15 protein-coding genes are annotated in these 16,260 nt (G+C 70.6%); 3 read left to right on the top strand and 12 right to left on the bottom strand.

Translation table 11 applies throughout. From position 1 onward, the window contains the following. Nucleotides 1–15: 15 nt before the first annotated feature. On the bottom strand, nt 16–981 hold the full coding sequence (locus FHR37_RS00310) for a sugar kinase (RefSeq protein ID WP_179770967.1): 966 nt from the start codon (nt 979–981) through the stop codon (nt 16–18). After that, complete coding sequence (locus FHR37_RS00305; protein ID WP_092880188.1) at nt 978–1,637, bottom strand: bifunctional 4-hydroxy-2-oxoglutarate aldolase/2-dehydro-3-deoxy-phosphogluconate aldolase; 660 nt, start codon at nt 1,635–1,637, stop codon at nt 978–980. The genes FHR37_RS00310 and FHR37_RS00305 overlap by 4 nt, the downstream gene beginning before the upstream one ends. A 441-nt stretch (nt 1,638–2,078) precedes the next feature. Here FHR37_RS00305 and FHR37_RS00300 point away from each other — a divergent pair, with 441 nt between their 5' ends. Next, nucleotides 2,079–3,518, top strand: a complete 1,440-nt coding sequence (locus FHR37_RS00300; protein WP_092880185.1) for an Nramp family divalent metal transporter — start codon at nt 2,079–2,081, stop codon at nt 3,516–3,518. Nucleotides 3,519–3,702: 184 nt separating this feature from the next. Next, entirely contained in the window at nt 3,703–4,539 is an 837-nt protein-coding gene (locus tag FHR37_RS00295) for a FadR/GntR family transcriptional regulator (RefSeq protein ID WP_139238775.1), read from the top strand. A gap of 86 nt (nt 4,540–4,625) precedes the next feature. On the opposite strand, the gene FHR37_RS00290 is transcribed toward FHR37_RS00295, so the two are convergent. The 6 genes from FHR37_RS00290 to FHR37_RS00265 form a co-directional block, all read right to left on the bottom strand. Then, entirely contained in the window at nt 4,626–5,381 is a 756-nt protein-coding gene (locus FHR37_RS00290; protein WP_092880179.1) for an SDR family NAD(P)-dependent oxidoreductase, read from the bottom strand. 66 nt (nt 5,382–5,447) lie between these two features. Further along, the gene (locus tag FHR37_RS00285; protein ID WP_092880176.1) at nt 5,448–6,458 is read right to left on the bottom strand and encodes a hydroxyacid dehydrogenase; all 1,011 of its coding nucleotides are present in this window, start codon (nt 6,456–6,458) and stop codon (nt 5,448–5,450) included. Between the two features lie 46 nt (nt 6,459–6,504). Then, nucleotides 6,505–7,296 carry an SDR family oxidoreductase gene (locus tag FHR37_RS00280; RefSeq protein ID WP_237768528.1) on the bottom strand — a complete coding sequence of 264 codons (792 nt, stop codon included), beginning with the start codon at nt 7,294–7,296 and terminating at the stop codon, nt 6,505–6,507. Further along, nucleotides 7,293–8,786, bottom strand: coding sequence for an aldehyde dehydrogenase (NADP(+)) (locus tag FHR37_RS00275; RefSeq protein WP_092880172.1), 1,494 nt, complete (start codon nt 8,784–8,786; stop codon nt 7,293–7,295). Before FHR37_RS00275 ends, FHR37_RS00280 begins: the two co-directional genes overlap by 4 nt. After that, complete coding sequence (locus FHR37_RS00270) at nt 8,783–9,700, bottom strand: fumarylacetoacetate hydrolase family protein (protein ID WP_092880169.1); 918 nt, start codon at nt 9,698–9,700, stop codon at nt 8,783–8,785. The genes FHR37_RS00275 and FHR37_RS00270 overlap by 4 nt, the downstream gene beginning before the upstream one ends. A 68-nt stretch (nt 9,701–9,768) precedes the next feature. After that, nucleotides 9,769–10,575, bottom strand: a complete 807-nt coding sequence (locus FHR37_RS00265; protein WP_092880166.1) for an IclR family transcriptional regulator — start codon at nt 10,573–10,575, stop codon at nt 9,769–9,771. Between the two features lie 154 nt (nt 10,576–10,729). On the opposite strand from FHR37_RS00265, the gene FHR37_RS00260 reads away from it, so the two are divergent. Then, nucleotides 10,730–11,677, top strand: coding sequence for a U32 family peptidase (locus tag FHR37_RS00260; RefSeq protein ID WP_237768527.1), 948 nt, complete (start codon nt 10,730–10,732; stop codon nt 11,675–11,677). 116 nt (nt 11,678–11,793) lie between these two features. Here FHR37_RS00260 and FHR37_RS00255 read toward each other — a convergent pair whose 3' ends face one another. The 4 genes from FHR37_RS00255 to FHR37_RS00240 form a co-directional block, all read right to left on the bottom strand. Next, entirely contained in the window at nt 11,794–13,953 is a 2,160-nt protein-coding gene (locus tag FHR37_RS00255) for an HNH endonuclease signature motif containing protein (RefSeq protein WP_179770966.1), read from the bottom strand. Between the two features lie 156 nt (nt 13,954–14,109). Beyond that, nucleotides 14,110–14,412 carry a hypothetical protein gene (locus tag FHR37_RS00250; protein ID WP_092880157.1) on the bottom strand — a complete coding sequence of 101 codons (303 nt, stop codon included), beginning with the start codon at nt 14,410–14,412 and terminating at the stop codon, nt 14,110–14,112. 18 nt (nt 14,413–14,430) lie between these two features. Continuing rightward, nucleotides 14,431–15,303: a carbohydrate ABC transporter permease gene (locus FHR37_RS00245; RefSeq protein ID WP_092880154.1), complete on the bottom strand. Its 873-nt coding sequence runs from the start codon at nt 15,301–15,303 to the stop codon at nt 14,431–14,433. Further along, nucleotides 15,300–16,256, bottom strand: coding sequence for a carbohydrate ABC transporter permease (locus FHR37_RS00240; protein WP_092880151.1), 957 nt, complete (start codon nt 16,254–16,256; stop codon nt 15,300–15,302). Before FHR37_RS00240 ends, FHR37_RS00245 begins: the two co-directional genes overlap by 4 nt. Between the last annotated feature and the right edge of the window lie 4 nt (nt 16,257–16,260).

Genomic DNA, 16,260 nt, shown 5'->3' with positions numbered 1-16,260 from the left:
TGCGGACCCCGGCGGTCAGCGGGCGACGTTCTCGGTGGCGTCCATGGTGGCGAGTTCGGACCGGCGCGGGAGTCCCTCCCAGTCACCGGCGACCGAGACCGCGAAGGCTCCGCACACGTTGCCCCGGCGCAGCCGCTGCGCGGGGTCCAGCCCGTCCAGTGTCGCGGACAGGTAGCCCGCGACGAACGCGTCGCCGGCGCCCACCGGGTCGATCAGGCTGACCGCGAGCGCGGGCTCGGTGAAGCTCTCCCCGTCCACCACGGCGTACGCACCGGCCGCACCGCGCTTGAGCACCACCTGCGCCGGCCCGAGCGCGGCCAGTTCCTTGGCCACCTCCTCGACCGAGCCGGCGGGCACCACCATGGCCGCCTCCTCGTCACCGGCGAAGACCAGGTCGGCGGCGGCGACGAGCTCGCGGAAGGCGGCACCGGCCTCGGTCACCGACCACAGGGCGGCGCGGTAGTTGAAGTCGAACGACACGGGTACGCCGACCGCGCGGGCCGCGTCGACCGCGGTGTGCACGGCGGCACGGGCAGACTCCGACAGCGCGGGGGTGATCCCGGAGACGTGCAGGACCCGGGCCGCGGCCACCAGGTCGGTGTCGACGTCGGCAGGAGCCAGCCGGGACCCCGCCAGCCCGCGGCGGTAGTAGCTCACGCGTACCCGGTCGGCGGTGCGGTGCTCGCGCAGCATCAGCCCGGTGGGCACCTCGGTGTCGGTCCGCACGTGGGAGACGTCCACACCCTCGCCACGCAGGGCGTCCTTGACGAGGTGGCCGAGTGGGTCGGCGCCGAGCCGGCCGATCCAGGTCGCGCTGTGCCCCAGCCGGCTCAGGCCGATGGCGACGTTGGTCTCCGCGCCGCCGAAGGAGATCCGGGCCGGAGCACCGACCGCGAACGAACCGGTGGTGGTGGCGGCGACCAGTGCCATCGTCTCGCCGAGCGTCACCACATCGACCGGACCGCCCGCCGGACCGGTCATGCGCGGCCCGCCGCGCTCGCGTCGAGGGTGCCGCCCACGCCGGCCACCAGGGTGCGTGCCCGCCGCGCGAGGGCGTCAAGGTCGCCGCCCGGCTCGCAGGCGTCGGCCACCAGCGGACTGCCCACGCCCACCGCGACCGCGCCGGCCCGCAGGTAGGCGCCCGCGTTGTCGACGTCCACGCCGCCGGTGGGCACGAGGGGGATGTCGGGCAGCGGACCGCGGATCGCCTTGAGGTACGCCGGTCCGCCGAGTGCCGACGCCGGGAACACCTTCACCATCGCCGCACCCGCCCGCCACGCGGTGAGGATCTCGGTGGGAGTGGCCGCGCCCGGCAGGACGGGTACGCCGAGCCGGTTGGCCTCCTCGATGACGTCGAGGCAGACCGTCGGTGAGATGAGGTACGTCGCACCCGCGTCGACCGCCTCGCGGGCCTGTTCGGGGGTGAGGACCGTGCCGGCGCCGAGCGCGACGTCGGCGGGCTTGCGCGCGGCGTAGGAACGGATGGCGTCGGCGACGTCGGGTGCGGTGAACGTGAACTCAACCGCCCGGATGCCCGCGTCCACCAGAACGTCGGTGACCTCGGTGTAGCGCGCGGCCGACGCCGACCGCAGGATCGCCACCGCCGGGCAGATCTCCATCGCCTGCTGCAAGCTCACGCGGGTGCCTCCTCGAGGGTTCGCCGTACGCGCCGTCCGGCTTCCGCAGTCTAAGGGCCACCGGCCGGGCGGTCACCGGGCCGCGGGCGGACGCGAGGATCCTGCCCGGGACCGGCCGCGCCCCCATCTCCCCGGGTCCGGCAGCACCCACGGCCCCCTCTCCCTGCTGTCAACTTCTCCTTGACAGCGAGCCGGGACCGGGCGACTGCCCCGGCATCACATCCCACTGCCCGCCGGCATGCGTCGTTCGTTCGGCATGCGTTCGCCATTCGTACGTCTGGCCGGATCCGGCCACGCGCCGGCTACCCGAAACGCCAAGCAGCGTTCACACTCCGGCGAAAGGCCACCGAGCCGACCGGCTTGACCACTCGGCGTACTGGCGGTTCACTGAACGCGCAGCGTTTCGTCCAGATCTCGCACATTTGTCGGAAAGGACGACGCATGACCGTGTCCCGTTCGACCGGTGGGGAGTCCGAGCCCACGTCTGCGCTGTCCACCAAGCACCTTCCCGGTGCACAGGTGCGCGAGTTGCCCGCACCGCCCACGCAGACCTGGCGGGTCATCGGTCCCGGGCTCGTCGGTGCCGGGGTGGGCCTGGCCTCGGGTGAGTTCATCCTGTGGCCCTACATCTCCTCCCAGATCGGGCTGGTCTTCCTGTGGGGAGCCGTGCTCGGTGTCATCACCCAGTGGTTCCTCAACATGGAGATCGAGCGCTACACCCTCGCCACCGGGGAGACGGCGCTGACGGGCTTCAGCCGGATGTGGAAACACTGGGGCCTGGTCTTCGCGGTGCTGACCTACTTCGCCAACCTCTGGCCGGGATGGGCGACGAGTTCGGCCACGATGGTGACGTACATCGTGGGCGGCAACGTCACCGCGATCGCGATCGGCATCCTGGTCGTGTGCGGCCTGGTGCTCACCCTCGCGCCGGTGGTCTACACCGCGCTCGAACGCGTCATCGTGGTGAAGCTGGTGGCGATCACGATCCTGATCGCCGGCGCCATCATCTTCGCGTTCACCGCGGACACCTGGCGCGGGCTCGGCTCGGCGGTGACCCACTTCGGCCGGTTCCCCGACCTCGACTTCGCGCTGATGCTCGGCGCGATCGCCTACGCCGGCGCCGGCGGCGGGCAGAACCTCTGCCAGAGCAACTGGATCCGGGACAAGCGGTTCGGGATGGGCGCCTACGCACCGCAGTTGGTGAGCACTGTCACCGGCAAGGACTCCGGCGCCCCGTCGGCGTACACGTTCGAGCCGAACGAGGCCAACCTCACCCGCTGGCGGGGCTGGTGGAAGTTCGCCAACATCGAGCAGGCGGCGACGTTCGTCCTCATCACCTGCTTCACCATCGGCTTCATGTCGATGCTGGCGTTCTCGACGGTGTTCGGCCGTACGGGACTCAGCCAGGACATCGGTTTCCTGCAGGTCGAGGGCGCGGCGCTGCAGGACCGGATCGGCCCGTGGTTCGGCTACTTCTTCTGGGTCATCGGCGCCTACTCGTTGTTCGCGGCGGCGATGGGCATCATCGACTACACCAGCCGGCTCGCGGCCGACCTGCTGGCCACGGTCTACCTCCGCCGCCGCGGCATCTCCGAGAGCCGCGTCTACTTCTGGCTGGTGTGGGGGCTGGTCGCGTTCGGCTGTGCCGTCCTGCTGGCGGGCCTGAACCAACCCCTTGTGCTGCTGGTCATCTCCTCCTGTGTGAGCGGGGTGATGATGGCCATCTACGGCGTCCTGCTCATCGTGATGAACAAAAGATCGCTACCGGTTGCCATCTCGATCCGAAGGTTTCGTACGATCATCATTGCTCTGGCTGTCGCGTTCTACGGCACGCTCGGCCTGATCACGATCGTCCAGCAGGCGCAGAAGCTGTTCGACTGACGCACCGACGCACCGCATTGACGTACTGACGTACCGACGGCAGCACCGACGTACGACGTACGTGACTCACAGCCCGAACGACGCCCGGACCCCGCGGCGTTCGGCGCACGCACAAGCCGACGCGACAACTGAAGGAACGACAGACCCGTCAGACGGTCCGGCTCGTTGGTCAAAGGGGGACCCGGTGAGCCCGCATACTCGCGACAGCCTGTCCACACATCTGCTCGACGAGATACTCGCCGGGCGGATCGCATCCGGCACGAAGTTGCCACCCGAACGCGAACTCGCCCGGAGGTTCGGCCTGTCCCGCCCGATCGTGCGGGAGGTGTTGCGCGGACTCGCCGAACGCGGGTTCGTGGAGATCCTGCCGTCCCGGGGCACCTACGTCCGTGAGGCGCAGGCCAGCGACGGCGCACGGTCGCTGGACACGTCCTACCGGCGGCGCAACACCACCGTGCGCGAGCTCACCGAGGCCCGCTCGATGCTGGAGACCCAGGCCGCCGCACTGGCCGCCACCAACGCGACCGAGGTCGAGGTGGAGGCGATGCGCCGGTGCCTGGACGACCTGAAGATCACGACGTACGTCCTGGAACAGGCCCGGCTCGACCTCGCCTTCCACGCGCTGGTCATGCACGCCGGCCACAACACCGTGCTGGAGTCGATGTACGCGTCGATCACCACGCTGACGTTCGAGCTGATGCTGCGCAGCCTGTCCGACCGGCAGGTGCGCCAGGCCGGTACGCCCCGCCACGATCCGATCTGGGAGGCGATCCGCGACCACGACGCGGCCGCGGCCGCCGAGGCGATGCGGGTGCACCTGGAGGCGGCGGAGGAGCTGTACGGCACCGACCTCGACCGCGGCGTCGACCAGGTGGCCCAGCGGGAGCTGCAGCGGATGCTCGGCCCGGCCGCCTCGCTGGAGGGCCTGCTGGAGGAGGTCGCGCGGCGGCAGGCGGCGTTCATCCGCGCACCGTCAACCTCGTCACCGTTGTCAACACCGTCGGCGCCGTTGACAACGTAAGCACTGCACCGTTGACAACCTGAGCAACCTGAGCACCGTCGGCCCGCCCGGAGTGACGCGGGCCGGGCCGACGGTGCCGCGCCGGATCAGCTGAAGTACGTTCCGCCGTTGAGGTCGATGACCGCGCCGGTGCAGAACGCGCCGAGGTCGGAGACGAGGTAGAGCACCGCGCCGGCCACGTCGTCGGGGAAGCCCGCACGGCGCAGCGGCGTGGCGTCGATCGTCGCCTGCTGCTGGTCCGGCGGGGTGAACGCCTCGTGGAACGGCGTGTCCAGGATCAGGCCCGGTGCCACCGCGTTGACGGTGATGCCACGTGGCCCGACCTCCTTGGCCAGCCCACGGGTGAGGCCGTGCATGCCGGCCTTGGCGGCACCGTAGGCGGCCGCGCCCGGGCCACCGCCGTTGCGGCCGGCGAGGGAGGAGATGTTGACGATCCGGCCGCCGTCGGGCAGGTGCCGCAGCGCCGCGCGGCTGCAGGCGAACGCGCTGAACAGGTTGACGTCGATCACCTGGTGCCAGTGCTCGTCGGACATGCCGGCGACCGGCTGCCGGCCGATCATCCCGCCGGCGTTGTTCACCAGGATGTCCAGGCTTCCGCCGAACTCCCCGGCCGTGGCGTCTACCACCGCGTCGACCTGCCTGCTGTCGGACGCGTCGAGTTCGTACGCCGCGGACCGGCGGCCCAGTGCGGCGATCTCCTTCGCCACCGCCGCGCCGTCGTGGCTGCGGTAGGTCACCGCCACGTCGGCGCCGGCGTCCGCCAGCGCGAGCGCGACACCGCGCCCGATGCCGGTGGCGCCGCCGGTGACGAGTGCCGATCGGCCGGACAGGTCGATGCTCATGTGCGTTCTCCTCTTCGGGGTTGAGGGTTCATGGCAATCTGCTGGGGGACGAGCTGCGCTGGTGAATCAGGCGAGCACGGCCACGGAGTCGGCCGCGACGGCGTACCGCGGGGGTTCGCCGCGCAGGAACGCGACGACGTCCTCCACCATCGCCTGGCCCTGCCGGACGTGGGAGTCGACGGTGTGGCCGGCGGTGTGCGGGGACAGAATCGCGTTCGGCACCTGCCGCCACGGACTGTCCGGCGCCAGCGGTTCGGTGGGGAACACGTCCAGCGCGGCCCGGATCCGGCCCGACCGAAGCTCCGCCGCCAGGGCGTCCGCGTCGACCAGGCCACCCCGTGCCGCGTTGACGAGCAGCGCGCCGTCGGCCAGCAGCGCGAGTTCCCCGGCGCCGAGCAGGCCTTCGGTCCGCGGCAGCAGCGGCGCGTGCAGCGTCACCACCTCGCTGTCCCGCAGCAGGTCGTCCAGCTCCACCAGGGTCACGCCGAGGTCGTCCGCCTCCGCCGTTGTCAGCAACGGGTCGGCGACGAGCACCCGCGCGCCGAACGCCCGCAGCAGGCCGATCACCGCCCGGCCGGTGCGGCTGGCACCCACCACTCCGACGGTCCGGGCACCGAGCAGCCGGCCGGGGTGGCGCTCCCGGAGCTCGCCCCATCCCTGCCTGGTGCGCAGGCCGGCGTCGAGGGCGGGCAGGTCACGCAACACCGACAGGATCTGCGCGATGACGAGCTCGGCCACCGAGTCCGCGATCAGCCCGGCCGACTGGCACACCGTCAGCCGGCCGCCCACCGCGTCCTGCGGGACCAGCGCCCGGATGCTGCCCGCGGTGTGCGCCACCAGCCGCAGGTCGGGGGCGTTCGCCAGCGCCTGCTCGGTGATCGGTGGCGTACCCCACCCGGTCAGGCAGGCGACCGCACCGTCCAGCAGCTCTCGCAGGTCCCACTCACCGGGTGGCCCCTGCGCCCACCGCACCCGCGCCGCGGCGGTGAGCAGGCCTTCGGCCGCCGGGGTCAGCACCATCGCGCGGGTCCTGTCGGTCAGCAGGACCGCCACCACCGCACGTGCGTCGGTCGACATTCGCACCACCTCCCTCACGGCGCGCCCGGGCGTCCCGGGGCACGACCTAAGGCCGGCTGGGGTAGAGCAACAACTCCGGTACGTACGCCCTGCCGGGCAACGCCATCACGGCGAGACACATCCGGGCGACGTCGTCCGGCGCCAGCGCGGCGGCGAGCTGTTCGGGGGTCGGCGCCACCGGCCGGCGTTCGACCATCGGGGTGTCGGTGAACCCCGGGAAGAGAACGCTGACCCGGATGCCGTTCGCCCGCTCCTCCTCCATCGTGGCGTGCGCGAGCGCGGCCACACCTGCCTTGCTGGCCTGGTATCCGACGCCGGACGCGTCCGGGCGCTTGGCCGCCGAGGACGAGATGTGCACGAGTAGGCCGTCGCCCTGCGCGCGGAACGTCGGCAGCACCGCCTGGGTGAGGACGTACGCCGCGTCCAGGTTGGTCGACAGCAGCTCGCGCCATCCGGCCGGGTCCAGCCGGGCCAGGGACCGCTCGCGCACGTTGGTGCCCACGCTGTTGACGAGTACGTCGAGACCGCCGTACTCCCGCACCGCCACGTCGACGGCGCGGCCGGCGGCATCGGCATCGGTGGCGTCACCGGCGACGACCAGCGCCGCTCCACCGGCGACGCCGATCTCCTCGGCCAGCTTGGTGAGCGCGTCGGCCCGCCGGGCGAACAGCACCAGCCGAGCACCTGCCCGGGCGGCGGCGAGCGCGGTGGCGCGGCCCATCCCGCTGCTCGCGCCGGCCACCAGGACCCGTCTGCCGGACAGGTCCTCGCCGCTCACCTGCTCGCCGCCCACGCCGTCGCCGGTCGCGTCCCCGCCGCTCACCCGGTCGGAGGTCACGCCGGCACGTCGTCCTTTGTCAAGGTGCCGTTGACACGACGTGGGATGCCCAGCACGTTGCGGTCGTGCAGCGCCTCCGGGAGGAGTTCCTCCGGCATCGTCTGGTAGCTCACCGGCCGCAGGAACCTGCGGATCGCGGTGGTGCCCACCGACGTGTGCAGGGACGCCGTGGTGGCGGGCCAGGATCCGCCGTGCTGCATGGCGTACGTCACCGAGACACCGGTCGGCCAGCCACCCCACAGGATCCGGCCGGCCCGGTCGCGCAGCAGGTCCATCAGCCAGCCGAGCTCACCGGTGTCGGACTCCTCGCCGTGGATGGTCGCGGTGAGGTTGCCGCCGAAGGCCTCCGCGGCCCGGCGCAGCTCGTCCTGGCCGTCGTACTCCACCACCAGCGAGAAGGGTCCGAAGCACTCCTCGAGCAGCGTGTCGGCGTTGTCCAGCAGCACCGGGACGGTCGTCTTCGCCAGCGTCGGCCCGACCACCAGGCCGTCCACTCCGGATGCCTGGACGAGCGTCGTCACGCCCGGCGTGCCGACCAGCTTCGGCAGCCCCTCGTCGTAGCCCTCGGCGATCCGCTTGTTCAGCAGCGGCGCGGGCGCCACGTCACCGGCCGCCGCGACGATCGCCTCGTCCAGTCCGTGCCCGGCGGGGACGAACAACAGGCCCGGCTTGGTGCAGAACTGACCGGCGCCGAGGGTCGCCGAGGCGACGAAGCCGGAGGCGATCTCGTCCCCGCGTGCCTTGACCGCGCCGGGGGTCACGAACACCGGGTTGAGGCTGCCCAGCTCGCCGTAGAACGGGATCGGGTCCGGACGCTGGGAGGCGATGTCGAACAGTGCCCGCCCGCCGGGAATGGAGCCGGTGAACGAGCCCGCCTTGATCCGCGGGTCCTTCAGCGCCTCGACACCGCGTTCGAAGTTGAAGATCACGGCGAACGTGCCGTCCGGCGCACCCGCCTCGGCCAGCGCGCCGCGGACGATCTCGCCGGTCCGCTGCGACAGCCGCGGGTGCCCCGAGTGGGCCTTGACGATGATCGGGTTTCCGGCCGCGAGCCCGGAGGCGGTGTCGCCACCGGCCACGCTGAAAGCGAACGGGAAGTTGCTGGCGGCGTAGACCAGCACCGGCCCGAGTGGCACCAGCATGCGGCGCAGGTCCGGACGCGGGCCCATGCCCCAGTCGGGGTCGGACTGGTCGACGATCGCCTCGAGGTAGGAGCCTTCCTCCAGCACCTCGCCGAACAGCCGCAGCTGGAACGTCGTCCGGGTCAGCTCGCCCTTCAGGCGGGCCTCGGCCAGGTGCGACTCCTCCATCGCCAGGGGCACGAGCTCGTCCGCGGCCGCGTCGAGCGCGTCGGCCACGGCCCGCAGCAGCCGGGCGCGTTCGGCCGGTCGCAGGGCGCCGAGCGGACCCGCGGCTTCGGTGGCAGCGGCGAGGATCGACTCCAGTTCCGCGGGTGTCGTGGGGCTCGGAGCGGTCGTGGGTGCGGTCATCGGGCTACCTCCCGGGCAAACGGATCGGACAGGGCGTCGACGAGCCACGACAGTGACTCCTTGCCGACCACCACCGGATTGGACAGTACGCCGACCCCGGCGACCTCGATGTCCACGCGGTCACCGCCGGCGAGGGTGAACGACATCTCCGGGATGATCCCGGTGCCGGTGGCGAGGAACGCGCCGGCCGGGTGGGCGTCACCGCGGAACAGGTAGTCGACCAGCGTCTCCAGGTCGCGGTGCATCCGCGCGGTCGACGTCTCGCCCTTCCAGGCGGTCTGGCCGTCGCGGACGACGGCGAGGGTGATGTCGAGCGAGGTGGCGTCGGGGATCTCCCACGCGGGCCGGATGCCGGTCGAGATCGCGCAGCTGCCGGCGTAGACCTTGGCCTGCGGGAGATAGAGCGGGTTCTCGCCCTCGATGGAACGTGAGCTCATGTCGTTGCAGGTGACGTACCCGACGATCTCGCCGTGCGCGTTGGCGACCACGCCGAGCTCGGGTTCGGGCACGTCCAGACCGGAGTCGGCGCGGATCGCGACGGGCTCCCCGTCGGTGACGACCCGCCAGGCCGGCGCCTTGAAGAAGAGTTCGGGTCGCTCCGCCTCGTACACCTTCTGGTAGGCGTCCTTCTGGCTGCTCTCCTCGACCCGGGCGGCCATCGAGCGCTCGTACGTCACGCCGGAGGCCCACACCTCGGTCAGCCCGTCGACCGGCGGAAGCAAAAGTACCTGCGACTCGTCCAGGGTCTTCGCGCCGGCTCCGGCGCCTTCCAGCAGGCCGCGCAGCTCCGCGAGGGGCAGCCGCAGCAGCGCGCTGACGCTGGTGACACCGGCCAGCGGACTCACCTGGCCGGCTCGTCGGATTCCTACCCGGACCGCACGGTCGCTGCGATCGGCGTATCGGACGATCTCCACGGGACCTCCTCAGCCAGTCAACTGACAGTCATCTGATGTATGGCGGTCTGCGCAAGTCTTGCAAAGAATCACCGGAACGTCTCGCCCCGGTCCGCCACTTCCGCCACGACGGCCGGAACATGCCCCAGCCGGCCGGACAACGCGCTCGCACCCTGCCGCGCCAGACCCGCCAGCTCCGTGGCGCGTTCGGGTGACCAGCGGACGGTCGGGACGGAGATGCTCATCGCGGCGACGGTGGCTCCGGTGTGGTCGGCGACCGGCGCGGCCACGCAGGCGACCGCCTCGTTGGACTCGCAGTACTCCTGTGCCAGACCGTCGGCGCGGACCGCGTCGAGGCGTTCGCGCAACTGCCGCGAGGTGGTCAGGCTGCGGCCGGTCAGCCCTGCCAGCCGGCGTCCGGGTGGGAACAGCGTGTCGAGGGCGCGCTGCTCCAGCCGGGCCAGCAGCATCAGGCCGACCGCCGTGCAGTGGGCGGGCAGCCGGCGGCCGACCGCGGACACCATCCGGACCGGGTGTGTGCTGTCCACCTTCGCGACGTACACGACCTCCCGGCCCTCCAGCACCGCCACGTGCACGGTCTCGTCGCACGCGGCCGCGACCTCCTCCGCGGCGGCCTGGCCCTCCCGGGCGAGGTCGAGGCGTTCGGCGTAGGCGGAGCCGAGGTGGAACACCCCCACGCCGAGCCGGAACCGGTGCGGCTGGCCGGGCACCGGGGCGAGGTAGCAGCGCTCGACCAGCGTGCCGACGATCTCGTGGACGGTCGTACGGGGAAGGCCGAGCCGGGCGTGGATCTCCGGGATGGACAGCTCCTCGGTCGTCCCGAACAGCTCGAGGACGTCCAGCGCGCGGAGTACCGCAGGCACCGCTCGACCCATGGCTTCCGCACCTCCGCACGCGTCCGCTGCCATCACGTCCTGTTGTTCGTCCACCCGAACGCAACTTGACGGCAGTGTGATCCCATCGCAACGATGTCCGAGTATACGGATGTCGTTCGAGATACCGGACAACCCATTCTTCAAGGGGGACCTCGTGGGCGGGACACCAGCGTCGCACCTGTTGGACATCCTCGAGCTTCCCCGGGGCGACCTGAACGACCTGCCCGCCTCGGCCAAACGGTTCCCCGACGGCATGCGTTACCGGGTGGAGATCCCGAGCACCGAGGGCCCGCGCTGCCTGGAGGCGGCGCTGGAGGAGGCCGATCGCCTGGAGGTGCCGGTACGCCGGATCTCCCAGGGCAGCGGGGTGTTCCTGCTCACCGACGCCGAGCTGGACGAGATGGCCGAGCAGGCCCGGTCCGCCGGTGTGGAGGTGAGCCTGTTCGCCCGCCCGTGCGCCGGTTGGGGCACCTCGGCCACCGCGCGATCGCAGGCCGGTGGGGGGTTCGCGGCCACCGCGCACGGTCAGGACCAGGTGTCCGCCGTACTCGAGGACGTCGTCCGAGCCGCCGAGCACGGCATCCGCAGCGTGCTGATCTCCGACCTCGGCGTCCTCGCGGCGTTCGGGAAGCTGCGGGCGGGGGGTCACCTGCCCGCCGACATGCAGGCCAAGGTCTCGGTGATGCTGCCGGTCACCAATGCCGCCACCGCGCGGGTGCTCGAGGACCTCGGCGCCGACACCCTCAACCTGGCAACGGACCTGAGCCTGGCCCAGATCGCGGCGATCCGCGCCGTGGTGGACGTGCCGCTGGATGTGTACGTCGAGGCGCCGGACAACCTCGGCGGCTACGTCCGGCACCACGAACTCCCCCGCCTGATCGAGGTGGCCGCGCCGGTGTATGTCAAGTTCGGCTTGCGCAACGCGCCGGACGTCTACCCCGCCGGTACCCACCTCGAAGCCACCACGGTCGCGCTGACCCGCGAACGCGTGCGGCGGGCTCGGCTCGGCATGGACCTGCTGGTCCGTCACGGCGCGGCCGAGGCGACCTCGGAACGCAACGCCGCCGGGCTCGCAGTCCCGGTCAAGGCCGCGAACGCCTGACCCGACCCCACCTGACCCGATCCCGCCTGACCCGATCCTGCCTGTCCCGATCCTGCCTGTCCCGACCCCGCCGGCCCGTCTTCGGCGGCACCTTCGGGCAGGGGCGTGGTCGGCACTCATGGCCGTTGCACCTTCTGGTGGACGTCCACCCACTCCGGCGGGATGTATTCGGGGTGGCCGTGGCTGCCCATCCGTACCTGCCAGCCCTTGTGGTGCACGAACGTGTGATGGGACTTACACAAGAGCACTCCGTTGTCGAGGTCGGTCGGCCCGAAGTCGTCCCAGGCCGTCATGTGGTGCGCGACACAACGTCGTTCTGGCACCTGGCATTCGGGGAAGTGGCAGTGGGACCCGTCGCGGACCGCGAGAGCTCGGCGTTGCGCTTCGGTGAAGAACCGGTCGGCCATCCCCACGTCGAGGACCTCCCCGTCGCCGCTGAGGACCACCGGGATGATGTTCGCGTCGCACGCCATCCTCCGGATCGTGGCGACCGAGACCGGCTCCCCGCGTAGGCCGGTGATGCGAGCGGACCCGCCGCCACCGCACTTGCTGCACCCGTCGTGGGGGTCGAGGGCAGCATCCGGCCCCGCCGCACCCTCGTCGAAGCCGGGTTCGGCGTCGTCGTCTTCAGCTCCGAGGTCCCAGTCCCCGGGTCCGGTATGTGGTTCCGGATCGGGCCCGGGTTCGGTTGCGGTGGCGGTGTTCGGTTGTGGGGGCTGGCCGGGTTCTCGCGGTGCGGGTATCCGCTCCGCCGCCCCGGCCGTCGGGTCTGGCTGGCCGGGTGGTGGTTTCTCTTTGTCTGATTGACCTGTCGGGGCGGTTGCTGTGGTCTCCGCGGCAGTGGGAGCTGCCGCCGTCGGGTCGCCGGTACCGGCCTGGCTGTTGGGCTGGACGGGGTCGCTTGTCACGTCCGGGTCGTCGAGGTCGGCAGCCTCGACGGTTTCGCCGGGGCCGCTCGTGTCGTCCGGGTCGCTGGGGTCGTTGTGGTCGCCGGGCTCGCTGGCCTCAGCAGGCTCGGCGGTTTCGCCGGGGGCGCCCGTGTCCTCAGGGTCGGTAACTGCTTGGCCCGGACCGGAGTCAGGCCTGATGTCGTCAGCGTTCTCGCTGCTGGGTTCACCGTCACTGGGTTCACCGTCACTGGGTTCACCGTTGCTGGGTTCGCCGTTACTACTGGGCTCACCACTCCTGGGCTCGGCGCTTTCTTCCTCGCCGTTCTCGGTGCCGTCGGCCTTCTCGCTGGGCTTGGTGTTCCTCGTACCGGTGGCGTCGTTGGTGCTGGTGCGCTTGCGGGCTTTCCGCTTGGCATTCTGGCGTTTGGCGTCGGGGGTTTGGCAGCCACACGGCATGGGGCGGACGGGGTTGAGGTCGTCGATGGTGCCGAACCCGAGGCCGTTCATGAGTTGCTGCAGGTGGATCAGGACGGTGACGCAGTCCCGCCCGCGGCCACGGTTCGGGGAGGCTTCCCACTCGGCCATGCTGGTGACGAGGTTGGCGAACGCGTCACCGCGGCGTTGGTCCAGCGGACGGTCGTCGGGTTCGGCACGCTTGTCGGCGGCGACGAGCGCTTCGATGATCTTGCGGAGTTGTTCCATCTCCAGCACCGGTAGCTTGATCACCACCGTCTCCGACCCCGGAACACCGTTGGGCCGGTAGAACAGGGACCTGCTGCGTTCGGCGGCACGTTCGGCGGCGTCGAGTTCCTTGCCGAGCCGCTCCTCCCATTCCTCGGGCGCGATGACCCGCAACAGGTGCCTGCCCAGCAGGCGTACGTCGTCAGGGTTGCGCCGCCGGGACTCCTCGATCAGGTACTCCTCGGCCTTGACCCGTTGTTCGAGGCCGACCCACTTGGGCAGGTCTTTGATGGCTCCGGCGATGACCTGCGCGTGCCGGAACGAGACTTCCCCTCGTGCCATGGCGCGGGCGGTCAGGGTGATGGTGCGGTCCAGGTCGCGGGCCAGGTTGACGGTGGCGTAGGAGTCCTTCGTGCCCATCCGCTGGGTGGTGCGCAGCCACGCCGCCGTGGTGGCCGCGCCGGTGGTTTTGCCGATGTCGCAGGCCTCTGCTTGGCGTACCCATCCGAGTTTCAGCGCGTCGAGCCGGGACTCCTCCACGGTCAGTTCGCTGATCAGGTCACCGAGGGCGCGGGCGTCGACGTAGGTGGTGGGGGTGGACAGGGCGTCGTCGAGTCCGGCGCGGAACATGCCGACCGCAGCCTTCAACCGGGCGACGGTGCCATGGCCACCGCTGCCGGGAAGGTCCTGCGTCGTCGAATGCATGTTCGAACTCTACCGGCTGCCACCGACACCTAACCCGTTGTCCACAAGGGAAAGCCGATCCGCCACCTGTGGACAAAAACCTGGTCGTCGCAGCCCGCCGGTGGCACCGCCGGCTCACGACGACGGACGCCGGCCGGCAACGACAAGCAGGGCTGATCAGTCGCGGCCCTCCGCCGACCTGAGGGTCCAGCCTGGGTGGAGCTCCTGGATGCCGTCGCGGACCTCGTCCCAGGCCTCCGCTGTCGACCGGACGCGCGGCGGCCTGCTCGTCACCACACCGTCGTCGTCCACCTCGTACCCCCAACGGAAAGCGCACAGCGGCTCGATGATCGGGGTCATCAGCGCGTCGGGAGTCGCCACCAGGAAGGAGTCCGCCCACCAGTCGACCGAGGATTCCACGATCGCCGGCGCGTCGAACAGCGTCGGCCCGTGCAGCACGAAGTCCAGGGTGAGCGTCATCTCCGGATCCTTGGCCGGTCAGCTCTTGATACCGGTCAGGGTGACGCCCTCGATGAAGTACCGCTGGAGTACGAAGAAGAGCACGATGATCGGCGCGATCACCGCCGCCGACGCGGCCATCAGGTAACCCCACTGTGCGGTGTAGACGCTCTGGAACGACGCCAGCCCCAGTGCCAGGGTGTACTTGCTCTCGTCGCTGAGATACAGCAACGGCCCGAGGAAGTCGTTCCACACGCCGATGAAGGTGAAGATCGTCACCACCACCAGCGCCGGCTTGGACAGCGGCATGATGATCATCGCGAACACCTTCCACGGTGACGCGCCGTCGATGTAGGCCGCCTCGTCCAGTTCGAACGGGATGGTCAGGAAGAACTGCCGCAGCAGGAAGACGTTGAACACCCCGCCGCCGGCGCCGGCGAACCACGCGGGCACCGTGAGCGGAAGGAACGTGTCCAGCGCGCCCAGCGAACGCCACATCACGAACGTCGGGATGAGGGTCACCGCGTACGGCAGCATCACACTGCTGAGCAGCAACGCGAACACCACGTTGCGGCCCCGCCAGCGCAGCCGGGCGAAGCTGAACGCCGCGACGGAACAGGTGAGCACCGTGCCCGTCACGGTGAACAACTCGATCACCATCGTGTTGAGGAAGTACCTCAGGAACGGCTGCGCGGTGAGTGCCCCGCTGAAGTTGGCCCACTCGAACGGGTTCGGGATCCAGTCCGGCGGTGCTACGAAGATCTGGTCGTCGTTCATCAGCGCGCTGCGGATCAGCCACACGAACGGCAGCATCGTCGGGACCGCGCCGAGCACCAGGACGACGTAGAGCGCCAGCCGGCCGGGACGCATCCGCCTCCCCCGCGTGCCGCTCACACCGGCCACCGAACTCATCGCGCACCTGCCATCTCGTAGTAGACCCACCGGCGGGCGTTCCGGAACAGGAAGAACGTGATGACCATGATCACCATGAAGAGGATCCAGGCGAGCGCGCTCGCGTACCCCATCTGGCTCTCGGTGAACGCGGTCCGCCACAGGTAGTAGATGTAGAACAGCGTGGCGTTGTTCGGACCGCCCTGGGTCATGACGTACGCCTGGTTGAACACCTGGAACGTGCCGATCACGCCGGTGACCAGGTTGTAGAAGATGGTCGGCGTCATCATCGGCAGGGTCACGTGCCGGAACCGCTGCCACACGCCGCCGCCGTCGATGGACACCGCCTCGTACAGATGCCGCGGCACACCCTGCAGCCCGGCGAGGAAGATCACCATCGCGTTGCCGAATCCCCAGGTGCTCATGATGACCAGCGACGGCACCGCGGCGCCCTCGCTGTAGATCCACTGCGACGTGGGCAGTCCGCCCTCGCGCAGCAGGGAGTTGAGCAGACCGAAGTCGGGGTTGAAGATCCAGATCCACAACACGGCACTGGCCACCGCCGGCACCAACGTGGGCAGGTAGTAGATCGTGCGCCACAGGGCGAGTCCGCGCACCTTCTGGTTGAGCAGCAGGGCGACGACGAACCCGATCACCAGCGCGAGTGGCACCGCTCCCAGGGTGTAGTACGTCGTGACGCTCAGGGACTTCCAGAACAGCTCGTCGCCGCCGAGGGTGCGGTAGTTGCCGAGCCCGACGAACGACGGGCTGCCGCCGATGGTCCAGTCGGTCAGGCTGAAGACGAACGACGCGATCATCGGCCCGATGGTGAAGATCGCGAAGCCGAGGATCGCCGGCAGCGCCATCGCGACACCCCAGCGGCGCTCCAGCCGGCCCTGCCCCGAAAGGTGGGCCGGCCCACGAGAGCGCGCCTGACCGGACCGGGACGCCGGCACGGTGGGAGCTACGGTCATGCGA

Source organism: Actinopolymorpha cephalotaxi (assembly GCF_013408535.1).
Taxonomy (GTDB): Bacteria; Actinomycetota; Actinomycetes; order Propionibacteriales; family Actinopolymorphaceae; genus Actinopolymorpha; species Actinopolymorpha cephalotaxi.
Note: the sequence above shows the minus strand (reverse complement) of the source record. Positions and strands in the feature narration are given on the sequence as shown.

Excerpts from the sequence above, each read along its gene's own strand:
- FHR37_RS00310 (WP_179770967.1), bottom strand. The coding sequence starts at position 981 with ATGACCGGTCCGGCGGGCGGTCCGGTCGATGTGGTGACGCTCGGCGAG.
- FHR37_RS00300 (WP_092880185.1), top strand. The coding sequence starts at position 2,079 with ATGACCGTGTCCCGTTCGACCGGTGGGGAGTCCGAGCCCACGTCTGCG.
- FHR37_RS00290 (WP_092880179.1), bottom strand. The coding sequence starts at position 5,381 with ATGAGCATCGACCTGTCCGGCCGATCGGCACTCGTCACCGGCGGCGCC.
- FHR37_RS00285 (WP_092880176.1), bottom strand. The coding sequence starts at position 6,458 with ATGTCGACCGACGCACGTGCGGTGGTGGCGGTCCTGCTGACCGACAGG.
- FHR37_RS00275 (WP_092880172.1), bottom strand. The coding sequence starts at position 8,786 with ATGACCGCACCCACGACCGCTCCGAGCCCCACGACACCCGCGGAACTG.
- FHR37_RS00265 (WP_092880166.1), bottom strand. The coding sequence starts at position 10,575 with ATGGGTCGAGCGGTGCCTGCGGTACTCCGCGCGCTGGACGTCCTCGAG.
- FHR37_RS00255 (WP_179770966.1), bottom strand. The coding sequence starts at position 13,953 with ATGCATTCGACGACGCAGGACCTTCCCGGCAGCGGTGGCCATGGCACC.
- FHR37_RS00250 (WP_092880157.1), bottom strand. The coding sequence starts at position 14,412 with ATGACGCTCACCCTGGACTTCGTGCTGCACGGGCCGACGCTGTTCGAC.
- FHR37_RS00245 (WP_092880154.1), bottom strand. The coding sequence starts at position 15,303 with ATGAGTTCGGTGGCCGGTGTGAGCGGCACGCGGGGGAGGCGGATGCGT.
- FHR37_RS00240 (WP_092880151.1), bottom strand. The coding sequence starts at position 16,256 with ATGACCGTAGCTCCCACCGTGCCGGCGTCCCGGTCCGGTCAGGCGCGC.